We start from the raw sequence: 23,821 nt of genomic DNA, 5'->3' as shown, positions 1-23,821 counted from the left end.
CTATTCTCCTTTTTCCTTGTCCATCCGCTTCATCAGACTCATGGAGATCAAAATGATCACCGCCAGAATCATGGAAATGGCACTTCCGAAATTCCAGTCTCCAACTGAGATAAACTGGGACTCGATCAGGTTTCCGATAAGCATGTACTGTCCACCTCCCAGAAGCTTCGGGATAACGAAGGAGGAAATGGCAAGAAGGAAAACCATCATAATACCATTTACCACCCCTGGCAGGGACAGCTTCCAGATTACCTTCCAGAAGGTCTGGAAACGGTTGGCTCCCAGATCGTAGGCTGCCTCGATCAGGGATTTATCCATTTTATTTAAGGATGTATGGATAGGAATGATCATAAAGGGCATAAAGTTGCAGATCAGGCCTACCATTACGGAAAAATCCGTATACATCATACTGATAGGTCCCAGTCCGATTTTTGCCAGAAGGTTATTGATGATTCCGTTATCTGCAAGAAGATTCATCCACGCATAAGTACGAAGAAGCATGTTGATCCACATTGGAATGGTTACCAGCATAATGAGAAGTCCCTGGACTTTCTCAGAGCATCTCGCAATGATCAGGGCAAGGGGATAGCCAAGCACCAGACAGATAAAGGTGGTGAGAAGTCCCAGCCAGAAGGATTTCAGGATCACATTCAGGTAGGTAGCTTCCAGGAATTTGGCAAAATTCCCCCAGGTGAAGGAAAGTGTCATTACTTCATTTCCTTCTGTGGTGAACGCATACAGGGCAATGAGAAACAGTGGGATCACAAGGATAACAATTGCCCAGATAAAGTAAGGAATGATCAGGCGCTTAAACTGTTTCATCAATAAGCTCCCATTCTGTACATGACGTGAATGTCTTCCGGTCCGAATTTCAGTCCTACCTGGCGGCCCACTTCCGCATAATCGGTGGTCTGAACTTTATAGGTGCGCAGTTCTGTTTCTACGAGAATTTCATAATGAACGCCTTTGAAGGTGACGTTTCGGACAACACCGTTGATTTTCGCCTGGGATGGTTCCACAATGTCAAGGTCCTCAGGACGAAGCACAACCTCGATTTCTTCATTATCCTCAAAGCCTTTGTCTACGCATTCGAATTCAAATCCGTCGAACTGCACCAGATAATCTCTGATCATAATTCCTTCTATAATATTGGACTCTCCAATGAAGCCTGCTACGAAGCGGTTTTCGGGCTCGTTGTAAATATCGGTAGGAGAACCGATCTGCTGAATTTCACCGTTATTCATAACGACCACGGTATCAGACATAGAAAGGGCTTCCTCCTGGTCATGCGTAACATAAATGAAGGTAATTCCAACCTCCTGCTGGATTTTTTTCAGCTCGATCTGCATCTGTTTTCGTATTTTCGCATCCAGGGCGCCAAGAGGCTCGTCAAGAAGAAGGATTTTCGGCTCATTTACCAGCGCACGAGCAATGGCAACTCGCTGCTGCTGTCCGCCGGAGAGCAGGGTGACATCTCTTTTTTCGAAACCCTCCAGACCTACCATTTTCAGCATTCTAGTGACTTTCTGGGCGATCACGTCCTTGTCCACTTTTTTCAGATTCAGACCGAATCCAATGTTCTCTGCCACATTCAGATGGGGAAAAAGGGCATATTTCTGGAAAACGGTATTTACCTCTCTCTTATAGGGAGGCAGCTTGGAAATCTCAATTCCGTTAAACAATACTTCGCCGCCGCTTGGCTCCTCGAAGCCTGCAATAATACGAAGGGTTGTGGTCTTTCCACAGCCACTTGGCCCCAGAAGGGTGAGAAACTCGTTCTCATAGATGTCCAGATTGATTCCGCGGAGAACCTGCTGGTCATCAAAATTTTTTGTGAGGTTTTTCAACTCTATGAGTTTGTTCATTCGTGTGCTCCTTTCCGTCCCTAAGTGGAAATATCCATATATTTCCTCATGCCGTGAAAAAACCGGCTTTTATCAGGTGATTTTCTTCGCTGATTCCTGTGAGCAGACTACTTATACTTCCTCTTTAACTTCTTTATAAGAGAGTAAACAAGAAGGATCACCACTGTAAAAGCCAGCATAATCGTACACAGGGCATTGATTTCCGGCGTGACACCGGTTTTGATCTGAGTGTACACCTTAATTGGCAAGGTAGACAATCTCGGACCGTTAATAAAAATACTGATTACCACGTCATCCATGGACATGGCAAAGGCAAGCAATGAGCCGGACGCAACAGCTGGCATGATCAGTGGCAGCGTAACGTCGAGAAAGGCTCTCATGGAAGTAGCTCCAAGATCCCGGGCAGCTTCCTCAAGGGAAGGATCCATGCCCACCAGCCTTGCTTTTACTTCCATCAATATATAGGGAACGCAAAACACCGTATGTCCGATCAGCAGGGTAAGCATTCCGAAGGGCAGATTCAGCATATAGAAAAATGCCATCAGCACCATACCCAGAATAATTTCCGGTATCATAAGGGGCAAAATAGAAATGTACTCCAATGCGCCTTTTGTTTTCCAGTGAATCCGTGACAGACCTACCGCCCCCAGCGTTCCGATGACAGCAGAAACTACACAGCTTGCCACGCCCAGGATCAGGCTGTTTACCAGGGCTTCCATCATGGCGCTGTCTGCGAATAATTTCTCGTACCACTGGAGGGAAAATCCGGTGAGACGTACGGGAAGCTTGGATTCGTTGAAGGAAAAAATGACGACTACGGCTACTGGGAGGTACATTAAGAAGAAAATGATACCAAGGTATATCTTCTCAAAGCGGGTGCTCCGTTTCATGCCAGAGCCTGCATTTCTTTTCTTTCCAAACTTTTTAACTAATGTACCGTTTTTAGCCTCGGTGCCTTCACCTTGCATTTTCGGATCCAGTACTTCTATTTCATTATTTTGTGTTTTTATCATCCCAGCCCCTCCACTTCTTTCGCATTGGTAACCTTACGGTATAGAAGGATCATCAAAGTGGTAAGGATCATCATGATCACCGCCAGAGCTGCCGCGAAGGGCCAGTTATTTCCCCGTGTCATCTGGTCCTGGATCAGACTTCCCACCAGCACTACCTTATTTCCCCCCAGAATGTCTGCTATGAAAAACAGTCCCATAGATGGAATAAAGGTTAGGATCACGCCGGACAAAAGGCCTGGCAGGGTCAGCTTAAAGCTCACTGTCCAGAATGCTTTCGCCTTGCTTGCGCCAAGGTCACGTGCCGCTTCTACCAGAGACCAATCCAGTTTTTCCGCACTGGAATATACAGACAGGATCATAAATGGCAGCAGCACATATATCATACCAATGACGATTGCCGGGTAACTGTACATAATCTTCAGCGGCTTCTCAATCAGACCAAGTTTTTTCAGAACGAAATTCAGAACGCCTTTTTTCTGAAGGATGATGATCCAGCCATAAAGTCTGATCAGAGAATTTACCCAAAAAGGAAGCATAAGAAGAAGCATGGCTTTCTTCTTGCCGCCTGCCGGTAATTTCGCCATAAAATAGCCAAACGGATACCCGATCAGGGTAATAAAAACAGTACTTGTAATGGCCAGCTGGAAGGACTGGACAAAGGTATCCAGGTACACTGGTTCCAAAATCTTCCTGTAATTATCCAGTGTAAAAATCCACTGTACACCGTGGACTTCTCCCGGGGTGGCAAAGCTTAAAGCTACCATATAGATAAGAGGGCATGCCACGAAGATCAAAGTGAAAATATATAATGGCAGGATCATCCAGATGGTGGCACGGGTGTGCTTCGCCGAAGATTTGCTCCGGCTTATTTTGCCCCTCACGATCTTTCTCCTTCTATCTTGTCAACTACAACCGCATTCTTCGGATCGAAATACCAGTTTATCTTCTGACCAGGCTGAATATTTGCATTCATACCGAAGCGACTAGCTGTAATTTCTGTGCCATCTGGCAGAGCAAGCAATACTCTCAACTGTCCTGCTGCGAAATTTTTCTCCTTTACCACCGCCGAATAACCTTGTTTACAAGTTTCATCCAATATTATATTCTCACTTCGAATTGCTACTGTTCCATCCATGCCCACAAGTTCGCCCTTCAGGATATTGGCATTTCCCACAAAGGTTGCCACATAGCTGGTCTTCGGGTGGTTGTAGATTTCGTCTGGAGTACCAATCTGCTCGAATCGTCCCTGGTTCATTACCACGATACGGTCAGACATATTTATAGCCTCCTCCTGATCGTGTGTAATATAGATAAAGGTAATTCCCAGCTTCTTTTGCAGTCGCTTCAGTTCCAATTGCATCGTCCGCCGAAGCTGCAGATCCAGAGCTCCGAGAGGCTCGTCCAGAAGCAGTACACGTGGATTATTTGCCAGTGCTCTTGCAATGGCTACTCGCTGCTTCTGTCCGCCAGAGAGCTCCGCAGGTTTTCGTTTCTCGAAACCTTCCAGCTGAACCAGCTCCAGCATTTCCTTAACCTTTTTCTTTATATCCGCTTTTGATACTTTTCGTATTTTCAGACCATACCCGATGTTATCCGCCACGTTCATATGGGGAAAAAGGGCGTAATTCTGAAATACCGTGTTCACATCTCTCTGGTTTGGCTCCAGATTCGTCACATCTTCCCCCTCCAGCCATACGCTTCCGCTGTCTGGCTGCTCCAGTCCTGCGATGATGCGAAGAGTGGTCGTCTTGCCGCAGCCGGAAGCACCCAGCAAGGTAACGAATTCCCCCTGATCAATTTGCAGATTGATTCCCTGTAGAACATATTCTTCTGATGTAAAACTTTTTTTCAGATTTCTTAATTCAAGAAATGAGTCAGACATTTGTCTTCTCCTTTCTGGAGCGTGTTTGAAAATTATTCCTGCAGGCTTCCACAAATTGTGACACGCATTTTGAAGAAAGCCTTTTTTAACACGCTCTGCTGTAATGTTAAGTGAAGTACGAAAAAAATACGGGATACCCCTATAGCCATACATTCAGAAAATCTCTGTATAAACACGGTGCATGTTTATACAGCGCCATTACTGTATATTGCTATATCGGTAACCCGTATTCCCATATAATTCTTCAAAAAAAGGTACAACAACAGCAGGTCCGTCCTGCTCCATCCAGTCAGAACGTACCCCGGTAGCTCCAAGATTCTCGGAACCTCTTCCAAGCCCGCCTAAAAAAGCTGCAACTCTTGCTGCAGTCTCTCTCTCTATTTTCTTTTCAAAAAAGCCTGGGGTGGAATAACCTGACATGTACCTCATCTCCTTTGTTTGCAATCAAAGTGTATTCTATCATAGAATGAATCATTTGAAAACAGTTATTTTCCCATTGGCATAAAACTTTTGTGAAATGTTTTGTGAAATGCTATTTTATCTTATGATATTTATTGAGCTTTTTCCAACACCATGATACAATAGCTTCAAGGGTTTTTACTACATTTGAGGAGGTTTTCCATGAAAGAAATTACAGCTGTAAAAATTAATCCAACAGATTTTGCTCCCTTTGGCACCTACTGTTCCATGACTGAGCCGGAAGGTTATCCTTTACAGGGCGAAATCCACAAATTTTATCCGGATCGTATCTCAGGTACTTGTATGGGAAGTATGGGATTTTCTCCCATTGCCGTACGCAAAGATGAGCGAATCGTTAAGATGGCAGAATACCACACAACCACCTGGGAAGGCATTGTAGCTCTGGATGATGATATGATCATTCATGTTGCTCCTGCATCTGCCGGTACGCCAGTCCCGGAACTTACAAAGGCCTTCATTGTTCCCAAAGGACATATGGTAAAGATCAATGCTGCTATCTGGCATTTATGTCCTCTGCCGGTAAACAACGATGTCCTTCATGCAATGATCATTTTACCGGAATGTACTTATGCAAATGACTGTACGGTAGTTGAGTTTGAGGAAAAAGACTGGTTTAAAATCGTATAATCAGAATTTTCTCCCACGATAAATCAGAATTTTTACCCAAGATTTTCTTGACAAATGGCTGCTTATAACTTAAAATATTTTTTGTGTCTGATAAGTGTATAAATTTTTATACACTTATCATTCCATAAGCTGGAATAGCTCAGTCGGTAGAGCACTTCACTCGTAATGAAGGGGTCGTGAGTTCGAGTCTCATTTCCAGCTTTTTTTATTTGGTCAAACGGATATTCCAGATTCGCTTCGCTACTTACTTATTGTAAAAAGATTCAAAAAGACTGCATTCCTCACATCTGAAATTCAGATATGTAAATGCAGTCTTTTTTGCTATTTTATTACTTATTGGCTATTTATTTCTCATTTGCTATTTCTGTCTGCTTTGTTATTGTCATTTTTTTGCTGTGGCTCTTTTCTTCACTGTTTCTGCCTTTTTCTCTGCCTTGACAGCTTCTTCTGCTTTCGCAGCTTTTTCTTCCTTTACTGACTTCTTTGCTGGAGTTTTTGCCTTCACAGTCCTTACCAATTTTCCTGCAGTCTTATCTTTCGCAGTTTTCGCTGCGGTCACATTCTTCCTGGCTGGGGCTTTCCCGGGAGTGCAGCTGTAGATGCTTACACCAAGTGCCGGCAGCTTCACCTTAATAGAATGCTCCCGTTCATCGCACTCTTCTGCTTTTGCTGTCTTCACACGAGAATTCACTACACCCTCGCCGCCGAATTCTGCTGCATCGCTATTAAAGATTTCTTTATATTTCCCTGCAAAGGGCACGCCCACCTGGTAATTCTCGTAGGGAATTGCGGCGAAATTACAGATTACAAGCAAAGTTTCCTCTGGTTTCTCTGTCTTACGCAGAAAGGTGATCACATTCTCCTCATATTTCATCAGCTGAACCCATTCAAATCCGTCATACTCATCATCCATCTGATAAAGTGCAGGTGAATTCTTATAAAGAGCATTCAATGCCTGAATGCATTTCCCAAGTTCCTCAGGCATATCAGCCCCTGGTGCCATCATCTTACAACCGGGATGCACCATCATATAGGAATAAGCCTCTCTCACCTGTGCCAGCTTCTGCTTCTCATCTCCCGGAAGTTTCGCCATAAACTGATCCAGGCTTCCCACATCTCTGCTTCCAAGAGTCAGAATATAATGCTCAGAATATGCATATAAGGTGGACAAAGTCAGCTGGTCATGATAATTCTTCCGCAAAATCGGATCTACTGACAGATAGAATAGGAAATCTCTTGTCCATCCGCCACTCCACTTATAATCAAATCCAATGTGATCATTCTCCACACTGTCAGTCAGCTCCGGCCACAGGCCATCCTCCTGTGCGATCAGAAGTGCCCCTGGATCACGCTTCTTCACAATGGAATTCAGATGCTTCAGAAATTCAATGGCAGGAAGATTCTCATTGGAGCCATACATATTCGGCGTCCATCCATCCTTTCTTCCATAATCCAGATAAAGCATGGCATCCACATCATCCATACGAAGCCCGTCCACATGGAAGATCTCCAGCCAGAAACAGGCATTGGAAATCAGGAAATCCATTACCATAGGACTGTCATAATTATAAAGCATGGTGCCCCACATTGGGTGGACTGCCATTTCCAGGTCTTTCACTTCATAAAGGGCTGTTCCGTCAAATTTCTCCAGACCGCCTGCGTATCTCGGGAACTGTGCCGGTGACCAGTCAAGGATCACGCCTATTCCCACCTGATGAAGCTCATCCACCAATGCTGCAAATTCTGCTGGTGTGCCATAACGTGTGCTGACTGCAAAGTATGCAGATGTAGGGTATCCGTCTGAGCCATCCTCCAGAAACTCCATAATCGGATGAAGCTCCACATGGGTATATCCCTTTTCTTTCGCAAAAGCCACCAGCTCTTTTCCTGATTCCCACTGTCCCAGGCTTGTCTCATAAATGGAAACCGGCTGCCTGCGGTCATCATATTTCTTACGTTCAGCCATCCAGCTGCTGTCATTCCATGTAAAATCAGAGACATCCGCTACAACAGAATTCCACAATGGTGCAGGCTGGGTTCTGTTTCCATAAGGATCTGCTTTCTGAAGTAGCACGTCTCCTTTTGCCTTAATTTCATAACGATAGGCATCCCCCGCCTTTACTCCCGGAATAAACAATTCATAAATACCTGACATAGGCATCTTATGCATAGGGAGTGCTCTGCCATCCCAATTATTAAATTCGCCAACCACACTTACCCGAACTGCATTGGGTGCCCACACTGCGAAATGAGTGCCTGCCACCCCATTCATCACCATGGGATGTGCGCCCATTTTCTTATAGGCTTCATAATATACGCCTCCAAGGAAGGCTCTTTCATCCTCTTCTGTGAGAAGTCCGCCAAATGCGTAGGCGTCCTTAAAGTTCTTCGTCTCCTTCTCAAACTCTACCTGAAATTCATAATCCGGAATTCTTCTCCCTGGGATCAACACTGCATAATAGCCAGCCTCGTCCTCCAGCTCCATTTCATATTTCTTGTGCCCTGTAACCACTGCCGCAGCTCTGGCTTCCGGAAAAAAGCCCTGTATCAGCACACCATCCGGTGTCAGTCTCGGTCCCATCACATCTCTTGGCGCTGTCTCTTCCCCGTATACAACCGCTTCAATTTCTGGCCAGTCCATATAATCATATACTGTTTTGCTCATAAGTCTCTCCATTTCCCCGCCAATTTTCACGGACTGTCGGATTTTTAGAAAATATGTTAATATTGTTATAATTTTCTCGTCGATCCGACCATAATTTTGATATTTCTATTTTACCATTTTAAGCAGGAAAAAGAAAGAAATTTGTTTGACAAATACACCCCTCTGCGTTAAATTATTGGTATATAATTTTGAAAACACCTAAGGAGGATTTTTCAATGAGTAATCGAAACTACGACGTAACTGCACTTGGCGAGCTTCTCATCGATTTCACAGAGAATGGAACCAGCGCGCAGGGCAACCCAATCATGGAAGCGAACCCGGGCGGAGCTCCATGTAATGTTCTGGCTATGCTTGAGCGCCTTGGCAAGAAGACCGCTTTTATCGGAAAAGTTGGAAAGGATATGTTCGGAAACCAGCTGAAGGCCGCTGTGGAAGAAGTTGGAATTGATACAAGAGCTCTTATTATGGATGAAGAAGTACATACCACACTGGCATTTGTCCACACCTATCCGGATGGAGACAGAGACTTCTCTTTCTATCGTAATCCAGGTGCTGACATGATGCTGACTATGGATGAGGTTCCAGACGACCTGATCCGCGATTCCCGCATTTTCCATTTCGGAACTCTCTCTTCTACCCATGAGGGCGTACGTGAAGCTACACGTCATGCCATTGAGGTAGCAAAAGAAGCCGGCTGTATCATCACCTTTGACCCCAATCTGCGCCCGCCACTCTGGAAATCCCTTGAGGATGCCCGCGTCGAGATTGAATACGGTCTTACCAAATGTGACGTTCTGAAGATTTCTGACAACGAAGTGGAATTCCTTTTCGATACCACAGACTACGACAAGGGTGCTGCACTGATCGAAGAGAAATATCACATTCCGCTGGTTCTTATCACCATGGGTAAAGACGGAAGCCGTGCTTATTACAAGGGACGCCGCGTAGAATGCGCTCCATTCCTTCAGGAGCACACCATTGAGACCACAGGTGCCGGAGACACCTTCTGTGCCAGCATCCTGAACTATGTTCTGGAGCACGGTCTGGAAGACCTCTCCGACGAGAACCTGATGGAAATGCTTACCTTCGCAAACGCAGGCGCATCTCTTATCACTACCCGCAAGGGTGCTCTCCGCGTAATGCCAACTCGCGAAGAGGTTGAGGAATTTATTGCAAAGAATGGCAGATAATCTACATAAAAAATAAAACATATAAACAATAAAAACAGGAACAACTAATTCTTCCGAATTAGTTGTTTCTGTTTTTATTATTAAAATATTTTTTATTCTATTGTTAAATATCCAGGTTGTGTTTCCTTACCAAAGCTGATATAATTATTATATGGGTGTTGCCATAACGGTAGGCGGTTAGTCCTTCAACAGAGGGACTGTGACTCTCTGATTACATAGAAACCCGTAAGGGAATTCAGTGGAAAGGAGGGCTAAGCCAATGAGTATTGTTGACCTTATAGCAGTTGTAAGCTTCGGCTTAACCTGCTTTACAATAGGATACACATTGGGTAAAGATGTAAATAATACACAAAAATAGCCGCCCTGTCTGTAAACTAAGCGGCAATTTTTGCTAACCAGTATATGGACTAACCGTCTATCGGCAACACTCTTTTTCTATACTTATATTAACATTCTGTTGTCTTAATGTCAATTATCTGTATTTGAATTTATTTCACCACGCGAACCTTTGAAACACCTTCAATAGCCTTCAGCGCATCTAGCGCCTCTGCGGAAGCTGCACTCTCCAGATCGATCAGAGTATACGCATACTCACCTTTACTCTTGTTGGTCATGTCTGCAATGTTCAGGCCCTCAGCACCAAGGATCTTGGTCAGCTGGCTGATCATGTTAGGAATGTTCTTATGTGTAATGGCAATACGTCCTACTGCTACGCAGGTACCCATATCACAGTTCGGGAAGTTTACGGAGTTTTTGATATTACCATTCTCAAGGAAATCACGAACCTCCTTCACAGCCATAACTGCACAGTTCTCCTCAGATTCCTCTGTGGATGCTCCAAGATGAGGAGTTACCAGAATGCCCTCATGACCTGCAACTGTATGGTTGGCAAAGTCCGTTACATACTTTTTCACCTTGCCGCTGTTCAGCGCCTCAATCAGCGCATCCTCGTCAACCAGAAGGTCACGGGCAAAGTTCAGAAGTACAACACCGTCTTTCATCTTATCAAAAGCCTCTTTGTTGATCATCTTCTTTGTGGAATCCAGAAGCGGTACATGTACAGTGATATAATCGCACTTGCTGTAAATCTCATCTAAGCTCTTGCTGTGCTTAATAGTACGGGAAAGGTTCCATGCTGCATCGATGGAAATGTATGGATCATATCCATAAACCTCCATCCCAAGGGAAGCTGCTGCATTTGCCACCATGCTTCCGATAGCACCAAGACCGATGATACCAAGCTTTTTGCCCATGATCTCACAGCCTGCAAACTGTTTCTTCTGTTTCTCAGCAAGCTTATCAATATCTTCCTGGTCTTTTTCTCTCTGTACCCACTCAATACCTCCCACAATGTCACGGGAAGCAAGAAGCATACCGGCAAGAACCAGCTCCTTTACACCATTTGCATTGGCTCCAGGAGTATTAAATACGACGATGCCTTTCTCTGCACACTCTTTCACCGGAATGTTATTGACTCCGGCTCCGGCACGTGCGATCACAGCAACACTCTCCGGCAGCTCCATGTCATGCATCTTGGCACTTCTTACAAGAACTGCCTGGCAGTCATCCAGAGTATCTGCTTTTTTATAATTATCATCAAAAATGTCCAGGCCTTTCTGGGCAATAGGATTCAGGCAATGATACTGAAACATCAGGCATTTTCCTCCTCAAACTTTTTCATGAATGCAACCAGCGCTTCCACACCAGCCTTTGGCATTGCGTTATAAATACTTGCTCTCATACCGCCAACGGTTCTGTGGCCTTTCAGGTTCACAAGACCTGCCTTGGCAGCCTCAGCAACGAATTTCGCATCCATCTCTTTATCTCCTGTTACAAAAGGAACATTCATAAGAGAACGGTCTTTCGGAACAACGGTGCCATGGAAAAGCTTGCTGGAATCAAGGAAATCGTAAAGGATCTTTGCTTTCTCCTCGTTGCGTTTCTTCATCTCTTCCAGACCGCCCATTTTCTTCAGCCATTTGAAAACTTTACCGCATACGTAGATGCAATATGCATTCGGTGTATTATAAAGGGAACCAGCGTCTGCATGTGTCTTATAGGTAAGCATGGTAGGTGTTCCCGGAAGAACATCTTCTGTGATCAGATCCTCGCGGATAATGGCGATTACCATACCTGCAGGTCCGATGTTCTTCTGAACGCCGCCATAGATAATACCATATTTGCTTACATCAACCGGCTCGGAAAGGAAACAGGAGGATACATCTGCCACAAGTGTTTTGCCCTTTGTATTTGGAAGCTCTTTGAACTTGGTTCCATAAATGGTGTTGTTCTCACAGATATAAACATAGTCTGCATCCGGGCTGATTGGCAGATCGCTGCAATCCGGAATGTAAGAGAAAGTCTTATCCTCGGAAGAAGCAATCTTGTTTGCTTTTCCGTATTTCTGTGCTTCCTGGTATGCTTTCTTTGCCCACTGACCGGTTACAATGTAGTCAGCCACCTTATTTTTCATAAGGTTCATTGGGATCATGGCAAACTGCTGGGAAGCGCCGCCCTGAAGGAAAAGTACCTTATAGTTGTCCGGAATATTCATCAGCTCACGAAGATCCTTCTCAGCTGTGTCAATGATCTCCTGGAATGCAGCACTTCTGTGGCTCATTTCCATAACGGACATGCCGGTACCATTGTAATCCATCATTTCATCTGCGACTTCTTTCAACACCTCTTCCGGAAGGACCGCCGGTCCTGCGGAAAAATTGTACACTCTGCTCATTTCTTCACATCCTCCTCATCAAATACCTCGTCTAAACTTGCTCCTGCAGGAACCATAGGATATACGCTTAAATCCTGGTCGATCCAGCAATCAAGAACTACCGGACCCTCTGATGAAAGCGCCATCTTAAGTGCAGGCTCTACTTCTTCCATCTTCGTAACGCGGATTGCTTTTGCTCCCATTGCTTCAGAAACTTTCACGAAGTCCACACCATCATTTAAGATGGTCTGAGAATATCTTTGTTCATAGAACAGAGTCTGCCACTGGCGTACCATTCCCAGAACATGATTATTCAGAATGATCTGGACAAGAGGTTTGCCGCAGCGAACTGCCGTGGCGATCTCGTTCATGTTCATACGGAAACAGCCGTCTCCTGCTATATTTACCACGGTTTTGTCCGGGCAGCCCATCTTTGCTCCGATTGCTGCGCCAAGGCCGTAACCCATGGTACCAAGCCCTCCTGATGTCAGGAAGGTTCTCGGCTCCTTAAATTTGAAATACTGGGCCGCCCACATCTGGTGCTGTCCTACATCTGTGGAAATGATTGCATCTCCACCAGTCAGTTCATAAAGCTTCTGGATCACGTAGGGTCCGGTAAGCTGGGAATGATCGTAATTCAACGGATACTTAGCTTTCATATCCTGAATATGCTGTACCCATTCATCATGGCGCTTCTCCGGGATTTTCACAAGGAGAAGCTTCAGCACTTCCCTCAGATCTCCGATCACGGAAGCATCAACTGCAATATTCTTGTTGATCTCCGCTGCATCTACATCAATCTGCAGGATCTTTGCCTTCGGTGCGAAGGTCTTTGTATCTCCTGTCACACGGTCGCTGAAGCGTGCACCAAGAGTGATCAGAAGGTCACACTCGCACATTGCGTAGTTGGAAGTTTTGGTTCCATGCATTCCAACCGGACCTGTGTAAAGCTCATCCTCTCCGGAAAAAGCCCCTTTTCCCATAAGGCTGTCGCAGACCGGAGCCTGGATCTTGTGGGCAAGTGCACGGACTTCTTCAGATGCATCTGCGATCACAGCACCGCCGCCAACAAAAATAAATGGCTTTTTCGCTGCTGCGATCATCTGGGCTGCTGTATCCACATCCTTCGGACGGATGGTGTCAACCTTCGGCTCTACGGCTGTGATGGTGTGACGGATATATTCACATTTTGCTGCGGTTACGTCCTTTGGCACATCTACGAGTACCGGACCAGGACGACCGCTTTTGGCGATGATAAAAGCTTTGCGGATGGTGTCTGCAAGCTTTGTTACATCTTTGACAATATAGCTGTGTTTTGTCACAGGCATTACAATGCCTGCGATATCAACTTCCTGGAAGGAATCTTTTCCAAGAAGGGCAGTTCCAACATTACAGGTAATTGCTACCACAGGAACAGAGTCCATACACGCGGTGGCAATTCCGGTTACCAGGTTGGTTGCACCTGGGCCGGAAGTTGCCAGACACACTCCGACCTTTCCTGTCGCACGGGCGTAACCGTCTGCCGCGTGGGAAGCTCCCTGCTCATGGGAAGTAAGTACATGTTTGATTTTATCACTGTATCGGTAAAGGGCGTCATAAACGTTCAGAATAGCTCCGCCTGGATATCCGAAAACGGTATCCACGCTTTGCTCCAGCAAACATTCTATGATGATCTCCGCTCCTGTAAGCTGCAATTTCATTTCCTCCTGGTATATTATACTGTAAAAATCTCGGACATTTGCTATGAAAGAACCATACTTTCATGAACCATAATTCCATTCACATGTCCGGATAAGAATCTTATTATTTTGCTTTCGGAACCTCAAGGATCGCACCGCGGTTTCCGGAAGTAACCATTGCTGCATATCTTGCCAGATATCCGGTTGTAACCTTCGGCTCTCTCGGCTGCCATTTTGCTTTTCTTGCTGCAAGCTCTTCATCAGAAACCTTCAGTTCCAGCTTCAGTTCCGGAATATTGATGCTGATGATATCCCCTTCCTCAACAAGGGCGATGGGACCGCCTACTGCTGCCTCTGGTGAAACATGTCCGATGGAAGCGCCTCTGGATGCACCACTGAAACGTCCATCTGTAATAAGGGCTACAGAAGAACCAAGTCCCATACCTGCGATTGCAGAGGTAGGATTCAGCATTTCTCTCATTCCAGGACCACCCTTCGGTCCTTCATAACGGATGACAACAACGTCACCTTCTACGATCTTGCCGCCTTTGATTGCCGCAATCGCGTCTTCCTCGCAGTCAAATACTCTTGCAGGTCCTTCATGAACCATCATCTCAGCAACAACTGCGGAACGTTTCACAACACTTCCATCTGGTGCAAGGTTGCCCCGAAGTACAGCAAGTCCGCCTGTGGTGCTGTATGGATTGTCGATCGGGCGGATTACTTCCGGGTTCAGGTTTACACAGTCCTTGATATTCTCGCCTACTGTTTTTCCGGTTACAGTCATGCATTCTGTGTGAAGGAGTCCCTTCTTATTCAGCTCGTTCATAACTGCGTATACGCCGCCTGCTTCGTTCAGGTCTTCCATGTAGGTAGGGCCTGCAGGTGCAAGGTGGCAGATATTCGGAGTCTTTGCACTGATTTCATTTGCAAAGCTGATATCGAAATCCCAGCCAATCTCATGTGCAATTGCCGGAAGATGAAGCATACTGTTTGTGGAACAGCCAAGAGCCATATCTACCGTAAGGGCATTCAGAAGTGCCTCTTTTGTCATAATATCTCTTGGACGGATGTTGCGGCGGTACATTTCCATAACCTGCATTCCTGCATGCTTTGCAAGACGGATACGCTCGGAATATACAGCCGGGATGGTTCCGTTTCCTTTCAGTCCCATACCAAGAACCTCAGTAAGGCAGTTCATACTGTTTGCAGTGTACATACCGGAACAGGAACCGCAGGTCGGACATGTTTTGTTCTCACACTCAGTCAGGCCTTCCTCTGTAAGCTTGCCTGCTGCGTAAGCACCAACAGCCTCAAACATGCTGGAAAGACTTGTCTTGTGTCCGTTTAAATGACCAGCCAGCATCGGGCCTCCGCTTACGAATACGGTAGGAACGTTGATTCTGGCTGCTGCCATCAGAAGTCCTGGTACGTTCTTGTCACAGTTCGGGATCATAACAAGAGCGTCAAACTGGTGAGCCAGTGCCATAGCCTCTGTGGAATCTGCGATCAGGTCTCTTGTTACAAGAGAATATTTCATACCGATATGTCCCATTGCAATACCGTCACAGACAGCGATTGCAGGGAACATGACCGGAGTTCCTCCAGCCATTGCCACGCCAAGCTTTACAGCCTGTGCGATTTTATCCAGGTTCATGTGGCCTGGTACAATCTCATTGTAGGAACAAACGATTCCTACTAGCGGGCGCTCCATTTCTTCTTTTGTCATTCCAAGGGCATTGAACAGGGAACGGTGAGGTGCCTGCTGTGTGCCTGTTTTTACTGCGTCACTTCTCATAACTTGTATCTCCTTTTTGCTTCATAGCCGGGAAAAATGATCCATTTGCTTTTTGTTTATTTCGAATTCTAAATTTCCTTAGCGATCAGGTCACCCATCTCTTTCGTTCCAACCAGAGTGCATCCCTCAGACATAATGTCACCGGTACGGTATCCGGCAGTCAGAACCTTCTGTACAGCAGTCTCAACTGCATTTGCTTCCTCATCCAGATCCAGGGAAAAACGAAGCATCATGGCTGCGGAAAGGATGGTTGCGATCGGGTTGGCCTTATTCTGACCTGCAATATCAGGTGCAGAGCCATGGCTTGGCTCATAAAGACCAAATTTTGTCTCGTTCAGGCTGGCAGAGGAAAGCATTCCGATAGATCCTGTCACCATGCTGGCCTCATCAGAAAGAATATCGCCGAACATATTCTCAGTAAGAATAACATCAAACTGCTTGGGATCTCTCACCAGCTGCATTGCACAGTTGTCAACCAGCATATGCTCAAGAGTAACTTCCGGGTAATCCTTCGCTACCTCTTCTACTACTTTTCTCCAAAGTCTGGAGGAATCCAGAACATTTGCCTTGTCAACGCTTGTTACTTTTTTGCGGCGTTTCATGGCAATGTCAAATGCCTTGATGGCAATTCTGCGAATCTCGTTTTCGTTGTAGGAAAGGGTATCGATGGCTTTCTTTACACCGTTCTCTTCTACTGTTTTTCTTTCGCCAAAATAAAGACCGCCTGTAAGCTCTCGTACGATGATCATGTCAAATCCGTCTCCAATGATCTCATCGCGAAGAGGGCATGCTGCACGAAGTTCGTTGTATAAATATGCAGGGCGAAGGTTTGCAAAAAGATTCAGTGCCTTACGAATGGCAAGAAGTCCTGCCTCCGGGCGTTTGGATGGCTCTAGCTTATACCATGGGGATGTCTTGGCATCTCCACCGATAGAGCCCATAAGAACTGCATCAGAAGCTTTCGCTGTAGCGATTGCCTCGTCTGTAAGCGGTACTCCATGTACATCAATGGAAGCTCCGCCTAAAAGTACTTCAGAATAAGAAAAAGTATGTCCATATTTCTCACATACTTTGTCCAGAACTTTTTTTGCTTCTGCAACGATTTCCGGACCGATTCCGTCTCCGGGGATCAGTGAAATGTTGTAATTCATAATAATTTCCTCTCCTTCGTTTCTGAATGCCAGCGGAAAATCACCTCTCGCCTGACACCAATGGATAATTGTTATTATAATAACGCACTTTCTTTAATATTTCAACATGTTAAAGTAAAAAACTGTCAAAAAACTGCCTTTTTTCCCATTCTCAAAAAACATTCACGGAAGAAAAAAGGCCCCATCCCTTTATGGAATGAAGCCTGTTCTTAGTTTCTGTCATATTCGGATGAATCTGATTATGCAGAAGCCTGCTCTGCTTTCTCAACTTCGGCAATTGCCTGTTTCCTCATAGGGATACGGCAGTTCTTATTGTTACCGAACTCTACGATCACGTCTTCTTCTGTCATGTCAATGATGACACCGTAGAAGCCGCTTGTAGTTACAATACTGTCACCTACAGCCATATCGCTGAGCATCGCCTGTACTCTCTTCTGCTCTTTCTTCTGAGGTCTGATCATCAGAAAATACATAATACCGAAAAGTACAACCAGCCATACGATGGTAAATCCCATACTCATTCCGCTTGATGCGTCCATTTGCTATTCCTCCTGTATCTTACTATCACGCCCTGTCTTTTTCACCAGCGCATTATAGTATATAATACACAAAATAATTTGATTCTTCAAGTATTTTTCCGATTTTTTATATTAATTTCATTTACTGTATCTGCTGTTAATTTTTCCCTCTTCAAAACCAGCCAGACGCATTTCTTTATATTCTGCAAAATTGCCCTGATCCAGTGCATCCCGGATTTCCTCCATCAGGTGATTGTAGAAGTAAAGATTATGAAGCACGCAAAGGCGCATTCCCAGCATTTCTTTCGCTTTCAGAAGGTGGCGGATATAGGCTCTGCTGTAATGCTGACAGGCAGGACACTGGCATCCCTCTTCGATTGGGGACGGATCCAATTCATATTTCGCATTAAACAGATTCAGCTTGCCCCGATTGGTGTAAACATGTCCATGACGTCCGTTACGGCTTGGATATACGCAGTCAAAGAAGTCGATTCCTCTTGCGACTCCTTCCAGAATATTGGCAGGAGTACCTACTCCCATCAGATAGGTAGGTTTGTTCTGCGGAAGGTGAGGCACGACTTCGTCCAGAATATGATACATCTGCTCATGAGTTTCCCCAACTGCAAGACCGCCAACTGCGTAGCCGTCCAGATCCAGTTTGGAAATGGTATCTGCATGTGCAATACGGATATCTGCATAGATAGCTCCCTGATTGATTCCGAAAAGCAGCTGCTCTTTATTCACTGTATCCGGCAGACTGTTCAGTCTGGTCATCTCAGCCTTGCAGCGCTCCAGCCATCTGGTAGTGCGGTCTACAGAAGCCTGTACATATTCTCTGCTTGCCACGCTGCTTGGACATTCGTCAAATGCCATGGCAATGGTGGAACCCAGATTAGACTGGATCTGCATACTCTCCTCCGGTCCCATAAAAATCTTATGACCGTCAATGTGGGACTGGAAATAAACGCCCTCTTCCTTGATCTTGCGAAGTCCTGCCAGGGAAAACACCTGAAAGCCGCCGGAATCAGTAAGAATCGGTCTGTCCCAGACCATAAACTTGTGAAGTCCGCCAAATTCCTTGATCAGCTTGTCTCCTGTTCTTACATGGAGATGATAGGTATTGGAAAGCTCAACCTGGGTTCCGATATCCTTCAGATCCATGGTGGATACTGCACCCTTGATGGCTCCAACAGTTCCCACGTTCATAAACACAGGTGTCTGGATGGTTCCATGTACTGTCTCAAACTGGGCACGCTTGGCACGGCCTTCTGTTTTCATAAGTGTATATTTTGCCATATGTGAATCCTTTCTTTTTAAGTCTTTATCTTCAAAAAAATTTCTGTTTCTGCTGCCCTGCAAAGACATTTTTCTTTTTACACTTACAAAAGAGTGCAAAACCACGGCAGAAAACTTCATATATTATAGCCCGAAATAACCGAAAATTCAACACTTGTGCGAAGAATCCTTGTTAAACTTTTACATTGTCATTTAAGCCGGGGTATCGTATAATATTACGGAATATTTGCATTTGAATTTTCACATATAAATAAGAAGATTTAAGGTTACTGTTCACTGGTAACGTTCCGCGAGGTGTTTTTTGTGAACAAAGTTCACAGAAAACCCGAGAGTTGCGGCGTGAAATCATGCAAAGCATGATTTCTGTGCATCGCGAAGCGTGTTACTGTAAACGAAGTGAACAGTAACGATTTAAGCACATATGCAACAGATGAGGAGGCATATTCTTTACATGAGCAACAAATATACATTAGGAATTGACATTGGTTCCACCACTGTCAAAATTGCAATACTTGATGAAAACGACACCCTGCTTTTCGCAGATTACCAGCGTCATTTCGCCAACATCCAGGAAACCCTGGCAGAGCTTCTGGCGAAAGCTTATGGCAAACTTGGAGAGCTTACCCTTCATCCGGTGATCACAGGCTCCGGCGGACTTACCCTCGCCAACCACCTTGGCGTTCCTTTTGTACAGGAGGTAATTGCGGTATCCACTTCTCTTCAGAAGATTGCGCCCCAGACGGATGTTGCCATCGAGCTTGGCGGCGAGGATGCCAAGATCATCTACTTCGAAGGCGGCAATATTGAACAGCGTATGAATGGTATCTGTGCAGGAGGTACCGGTTCTTTCATCGATCAGATGGCTTCCCTGCTTCAGACAGATGCCACCGGGCTGAATGAATATGCGAAGAATTACAAGGCGCTTTATCCCATCGCAGCCCGCTGCGGTGTATTTGCCAAGACTGACATCCAGCCTCTGATCAACGACGGTGCCACCAAGGAGGATCTTTCCGCTTCCATTTTCCAGGCAGTTGTAAACCAGACCATTTCCGGTCTTGCCTGCGGCAAGCCGATCCGCGGTCATGTTGCATTTCTCGGCGGTCCCCTTCACTTTCTGGATCAGCTGAAGGCTGCCTTTATCCGTACCCTGAAGCTGGATGACGAGCACGCTATCACACCTGAGAATTCCCATCTTTTCGCAGCTATGGGTTCTGCTATGAATGCGAAAGATGAGGTAACCGTTTCCCTTACAGATATGACAAACCGCCTGAAGAACTCCATCAAACTGGATTTCGAGGTGGAACGTATGGAGCCTCTGTTTGCCACGGAGGAAGACTATGAGGCATTTAACAAGCGTCAGAGTGCCTATCAGGTAAAGAAGGGTGACCTTTCCCAGTATCACGGCAACTGCTATCTAGGTATTGATGCAGGTTCCACCACCACCAAGACTGCTCTTGTAGGTGAGGACGGAACCCTGCTTTACTCCTTCTACAGCAATAATAACGGAAGCCCGCTTAAGACAGCCATCCGTTCTATCCAGGAGATCTACAGCATTCTTCCGGAGGATGCACACATTGCATTTTCCTGTTCCACAGGCTACGGCGAGGCTCTGATGAAGGCCGCTCTTCTGCTGGATGAGGGGGAAGTTGAGACCGTTTCCCATTACTATGCAGCAGCTTTCTTCGACCCGGAGGTTGACTGTATCGTCGATATCGGCGGACAGGATATGAAATGCATCAAGATCCGTAATCAGACCGTAGACAGCGTACAGCTGAACGAGGCATGTTCCTCCGGATGCGGTTCCTTTATCGAAACTTTCGCCAAGTCTCTGAACTACTCCGTACAGGACTTTGCTAAGGCCGCTCTTTTTGCGGAGCACCCCATTGACCTTGGAACAAGATGTACCGTATTTATGAACTCCAAGGTAAAGCAGGCCCAGAAGGAAGGTGCATCCGTAGCTGATATTTCCGCAGGTCTTGCATACTCTGTTATCAAGAATGCGCTTTACAAGGTTATCAAGGTTTCCGATGCCAAAGAGCTGGGACGTCATATTGTGGTACAGGGTGGAACCTTCTACAACGACGGTGTTCTTCGAAGCTTTGAGCGCATTGCAGGCTGTGAAGCTATTCGTCCTGACATTGCCGGTATTATGGGCGCTTTCGGTGCTGCCCTCATTGCCAAGGAGCGCTACCATGCAGAAGGCCGTGAGACTACCATGCTTTCCATTGGAAAGATCAACGAGCTGAAATATACCACCTCCATGGCCAACTGCCACGGATGTACCAATAACTGCCGTCTTACCATCAACAAATTCACTGGCGGGCGTCAGTTCGTAAGCGGTAACCGCTGTGAGCGCGGTATTGGTAAGGAGAAGAATAAGGATCATATCCCCAACCTTTATGAATACAAGTACAAACGGCTTTTCTCCTATCCGCCTCTTTCTCCGGATAAGGCTACCCGGGGAAAAGTTGGTATTCCGCGAGTTTTAAATATGTTTGAGAATTATCCTTTCTGGTATACCTTCTTTACTGAGCTGAAATATCAGGTAGTGCTTTCTCCTACCTCTACTAGAAAGATTTATGAGCTGGGCATTGAATCCATTCCAAGCGAATCCGAGTGCTATCCAGCCAAGCTTGCCCACGGACATGTGACCTGGCTGATCAAAAATGGTGTGAAATTCATTTTCTATCCGTGTATCCCTTACGAGCGAAATGAATTCCCGGATGCAGTCAACCATTACAACTGCCCTATCGTTACCTCTTATGCAGAGAATATTAAGAACAATGTGGACGAGCTTCACGATCCGTCCATTACCTTTATGAATCCGTTCCTGGCCCTGACCTCTGAAGAGATCGTTACAAAGAGACTGACTGAGATTTTCCCGGATATCCCGGAATCTGAGGTGAAGGAAGCCGCTCACAAGGCATGGGAGGAAATGGCTGCCGTACATAAGGACATTGAGAAAAAAGGTGAGGAGACACTTCAGTACCTGAAGGAGACAGGCCGCCGGGGTATCGTTCTGGCAGGCCGTCCTTACCATATTGACCCTGAGATTCATCATGGTATCCCGGATCTGATCAACAGCTATGGAGTGGCAGTTCTCACGGAGGATTCTGTTTCCCATCTGATACCTGTTGAGCGCCCGATCCGTGTCAATGATCAGTGGATGTACCACTCCAGACTGTATGCAGCAGCAAACTTTGTGAAAACCCGTGATGATCTGGATCTGATCCAGCTGAACTCCTTTGGCTGCGGACTTGACGCAGTCACCACTGATGAGGTTTACGAAATTCTGGATGGCAGCGGCAAGATTTACACCTGCCTAAAAATTGATGAGGTTAACAACCTTGGTGCCGCAAGGATCCGTGTCAGATCTCTTCTTGCAGCCCTCCGTGCAAAGGATGCACAGAAAAGGGAGCGCACCATTAAACCGTCCTCTATTGAAAAGGTTGCGTTTACCAAGGAGATGCGCAAGGATTACACCATCCTCTGCCCGCAGATGTCACCGGTGCACTTCTCCTTATTGGAAGCTGCTTTTAATGCAAACGGCTATCATCTGGAGGTGCTTCCAAATGACAATAAGCACGCTGTTGATGTAGGTCTGAAATATGTAAATAATGATGCCTGCTATCCTTCCCTGATCGTTGTGGGACAGATTATGGACGCTCTTTTATCAGGCAAATACGACCTGAACAAGACTGCAGTTATCATGTCCCAGACAGGCGGTGGATGCCGTGCATCCAACTATATTGCTTTTATCCGCCGTGCCCTTAAGAAAGCGGGAATGGAACAGGTTCCGGTTATCTCCCTTAACCTTAGCGGTCTGGAGAGCAACCCTGGATTTAAGCTTACTCTTCCGCTGGTGAAGGCTGTTGTGTATGCCGCTGTGTTTGGTGATATTCTTATGAAATGTATTTACCGCATGCGCCCATATGAACTGGAGAAGGGCATTGTAAACCGTAAGCACAAGATCTGGGAAAAACGTGTGATTGCATTTCTTACCGGCAGCTCATTAAGCCACAGCCAGTTTAAGAAAATGTGCCGGGAAATGGTTCACGATTTTGATACCATCCCGATCAGTGATGAGAAGAAGCCTCGTGTTGGTATTGTAGGTGAGATCCTGGTTAAATTCCTTCCGGCTGCAAACAATCACCTTGCAGAGCTTCTGGAAGCGGAAGGAGCTGAGCCTGTGGTGCCGGATCTGATCGACTTTATGTCCTACTGCTTCTACAATCAGAATTTCAAGGTCGACAATCTTGGATTTAAGAAATCCAAGGCATTCTTTGGAAATATAGGTATTAAGGCAATCGACTGGGTTCGTAAGACTGCAAATGAGGCACTTGCGGAAAGCCGTCATTTCCATCCAACCGCCGATATTCGCGATCTGGCGAAGATGGCACGCCCCATTGTTTCCGAGGGTAACCAGACTGGTGAGGGATGGTTCCTGACCGGTGAAATGATGGAGCTGATCCATGATGATGTTCCGAATATTGTTTGTATCCAGCCATTCGGCTGCCTGCCGAACCACATTGTTGGCAAAGGTGTTATCAAAGAAATCCGCCGTCAGTATCCGAAGGCTAATATTGCAGCCATCGACTACGACCCGGGTGCAAGCGAGGTAAACCAGCTGAACCGAATTAAATTAATGCTTTCTACTGCACAGAAGAATTTGAAGACAGAAGAGGCGAAAAATAACAACTAGCCTCGGTTCGTATTCCGAAAAAATACAAGAAGAAAGCCCTCAGAGTTGCCGCTCTGAGGGCTTTCGTGCTGCATACATTGAACATATCGCTTCTTTCTTGCCGAATGGCATTATAACCTATGCATATCTAAAAGTCAATATATTATAATTTTAATAGCATATTTATATGAACCATTTATGATAATGTCCTAATATACCACAAAGGAAAATGTCCCAATGTAGTATAATGCTTCCATCAACAG

Annotated in this window: 17 protein-coding genes and 1 tRNA gene; 4 read left to right on the top strand and 14 right to left on the bottom strand. The window is 45.7% G+C overall.

Annotated features, from left to right (window positions below; all coding sequences use genetic code 11):
- The 6 genes from AB5618_RS18605 to AB5618_RS18580 all read right to left on the bottom strand — a co-directional run bounded on the left by AB5618_RS18605 (position 1) and on the right by AB5618_RS18580 (position 5,180).
- A complete protein-coding gene (locus AB5618_RS18605; RefSeq protein WP_148461825.1) occupies positions 1–822 on the bottom strand; it encodes an ABC transporter permease in 822 nt (273 codons plus the stop codon).
- Positions 822–1,865, bottom strand: coding sequence for a spermidine/putrescine ABC transporter ATP-binding protein (gene potA, locus AB5618_RS18600; RefSeq protein ID WP_195379445.1), 1,044 nt, complete (start codon positions 1,863–1,865; stop codon positions 822–824). The genes AB5618_RS18605 and potA overlap by 1 nt, the downstream gene beginning before the upstream one ends.
- 107 nt (positions 1,866–1,972) lie before the next feature.
- Positions 1,973–2,878: an ABC transporter permease gene (locus AB5618_RS18595; RefSeq protein ID WP_347708547.1), complete on the bottom strand. Its 906-nt coding sequence runs from the start codon at positions 2,876–2,878 to the stop codon at positions 1,973–1,975.
- Positions 2,875–3,759 carry an ABC transporter permease gene (locus AB5618_RS18590; protein ID WP_368366972.1) on the bottom strand — a complete coding sequence of 295 codons (885 nt, stop codon included), beginning with the start codon at positions 3,757–3,759 and terminating at the stop codon, positions 2,875–2,877. Before AB5618_RS18590 ends, AB5618_RS18595 begins: the two co-directional genes overlap by 4 nt.
- A complete protein-coding gene (locus AB5618_RS18585; protein ID WP_148461827.1) occupies positions 3,756–4,760 on the bottom strand; it encodes an ABC transporter ATP-binding protein in 1,005 nt (334 codons plus the stop codon). Before AB5618_RS18585 ends, AB5618_RS18590 begins: the two co-directional genes overlap by 4 nt.
- Before the next feature lie 198 nt (positions 4,761–4,958).
- Complete coding sequence (locus AB5618_RS18580; RefSeq protein WP_148461828.1) at positions 4,959–5,180, bottom strand: hypothetical protein; 222 nt, start codon at positions 5,178–5,180, stop codon at positions 4,959–4,961.
- Positions 5,181–5,381: 201 nt separating this feature from the next.
- Here AB5618_RS18580 and AB5618_RS18575 point away from each other — a divergent pair, with 201 nt between their 5' ends.
- Positions 5,382–5,867, top strand: a complete 486-nt coding sequence (locus AB5618_RS18575; RefSeq protein WP_227200738.1) for an ureidoglycolate lyase — start codon at positions 5,382–5,384, stop codon at positions 5,865–5,867.
- Between the two features lie 128 nt (positions 5,868–5,995).
- Positions 5,996–6,068: transfer RNA gene (locus AB5618_RS18570), tRNA-Thr, on the top strand.
- Between the two features lie 181 nt (positions 6,069–6,249).
- On the opposite strand, the gene glgB is transcribed toward AB5618_RS18570, so the two are convergent.
- Positions 6,250–8,532, bottom strand: coding sequence for a 1,4-alpha-glucan branching protein GlgB (gene glgB, locus AB5618_RS18565; RefSeq protein WP_368366971.1), 2,283 nt, complete (start codon positions 8,530–8,532; stop codon positions 6,250–6,252).
- A 215-nt stretch (positions 8,533–8,747) separates the two neighbouring features.
- On the opposite strand from glgB, the gene AB5618_RS18560 reads away from it, so the two are divergent.
- Entirely contained in the window at positions 8,748–9,722 is a 975-nt protein-coding gene (locus tag AB5618_RS18560) for a carbohydrate kinase (protein WP_148461830.1), read from the top strand.
- A 488-nt stretch (positions 9,723–10,210) separates the two neighbouring features.
- Here AB5618_RS18560 and AB5618_RS18555 read toward each other — a convergent pair whose 3' ends face one another.
- The 7 genes from AB5618_RS18555 to tgt all read right to left on the bottom strand — a co-directional run bounded on the left by AB5618_RS18555 (position 10,211) and on the right by tgt (position 18,877).
- Positions 10,211–11,374 carry a phosphoglycerate dehydrogenase gene (locus AB5618_RS18555; protein WP_173717452.1) on the bottom strand — a complete coding sequence of 388 codons (1,164 nt, stop codon included), beginning with the start codon at positions 11,372–11,374 and terminating at the stop codon, positions 10,211–10,213.
- Positions 11,374–12,456 carry a 3-phosphoserine/phosphohydroxythreonine transaminase gene (gene serC / locus AB5618_RS18550; protein WP_148461832.1) on the bottom strand — a complete coding sequence of 361 codons (1,083 nt, stop codon included), beginning with the start codon at positions 12,454–12,456 and terminating at the stop codon, positions 11,374–11,376. Before serC ends, AB5618_RS18555 begins: the two co-directional genes overlap by 1 nt.
- The gene (gene ilvB / locus AB5618_RS18545) at positions 12,453–14,135 is read right to left on the bottom strand and encodes a biosynthetic-type acetolactate synthase large subunit (protein ID WP_368366970.1); all 1,683 of its coding nucleotides are present in this window, start codon (positions 14,133–14,135) and stop codon (positions 12,453–12,455) included. Before ilvB ends, serC begins: the two co-directional genes overlap by 4 nt.
- A 103-nt stretch (positions 14,136–14,238) precedes the next feature.
- Positions 14,239–15,912: a dihydroxy-acid dehydratase gene (ilvD, locus tag AB5618_RS18540; RefSeq protein ID WP_148461834.1), complete on the bottom strand. Its 1,674-nt coding sequence runs from the start codon at positions 15,910–15,912 to the stop codon at positions 14,239–14,241.
- Positions 15,913–15,980: 68 nt separating this feature from the next.
- Complete coding sequence (gene leuB, locus AB5618_RS18535; RefSeq protein WP_148461835.1) at positions 15,981–17,063, bottom strand: 3-isopropylmalate dehydrogenase; 1,083 nt, start codon at positions 17,061–17,063, stop codon at positions 15,981–15,983.
- A 239-nt stretch (positions 17,064–17,302) separates the two neighbouring features.
- The gene (yajC, locus tag AB5618_RS18530) at positions 17,303–17,602 is read right to left on the bottom strand and encodes a preprotein translocase subunit YajC (RefSeq protein ID WP_118584184.1); all 300 of its coding nucleotides are present in this window, start codon (positions 17,600–17,602) and stop codon (positions 17,303–17,305) included.
- Positions 17,603–17,719: 117 nt separating this feature from the next.
- Complete coding sequence (gene tgt, locus AB5618_RS18525) at positions 17,720–18,877, bottom strand: tRNA guanosine(34) transglycosylase Tgt (protein ID WP_173736500.1); 1,158 nt, start codon at positions 18,875–18,877, stop codon at positions 17,720–17,722.
- Between the two features lie 451 nt (positions 18,878–19,328).
- Here tgt and AB5618_RS18520 point away from each other — a divergent pair, with 451 nt between their 5' ends.
- Positions 19,329–23,579, top strand: coding sequence for an acyl-CoA dehydratase activase-related protein (locus AB5618_RS18520; RefSeq protein ID WP_368366968.1), 4,251 nt, complete (start codon positions 19,329–19,331; stop codon positions 23,577–23,579).
- Positions 23,580–23,821 lie beyond the last annotated feature (242 nt).

It is taken from the genome of Ruminococcus sp. J1101004sp1_RTP21198st1_B9_RTP21198_201120 (assembly GCF_040924245.1).
GTDB lineage: Bacteria > Bacillota > Clostridia > Lachnospirales > Lachnospiraceae > Blautia_A > Blautia_A faecis.
This window is presented reverse-complemented; position numbering and strand designations above follow the sequence as displayed.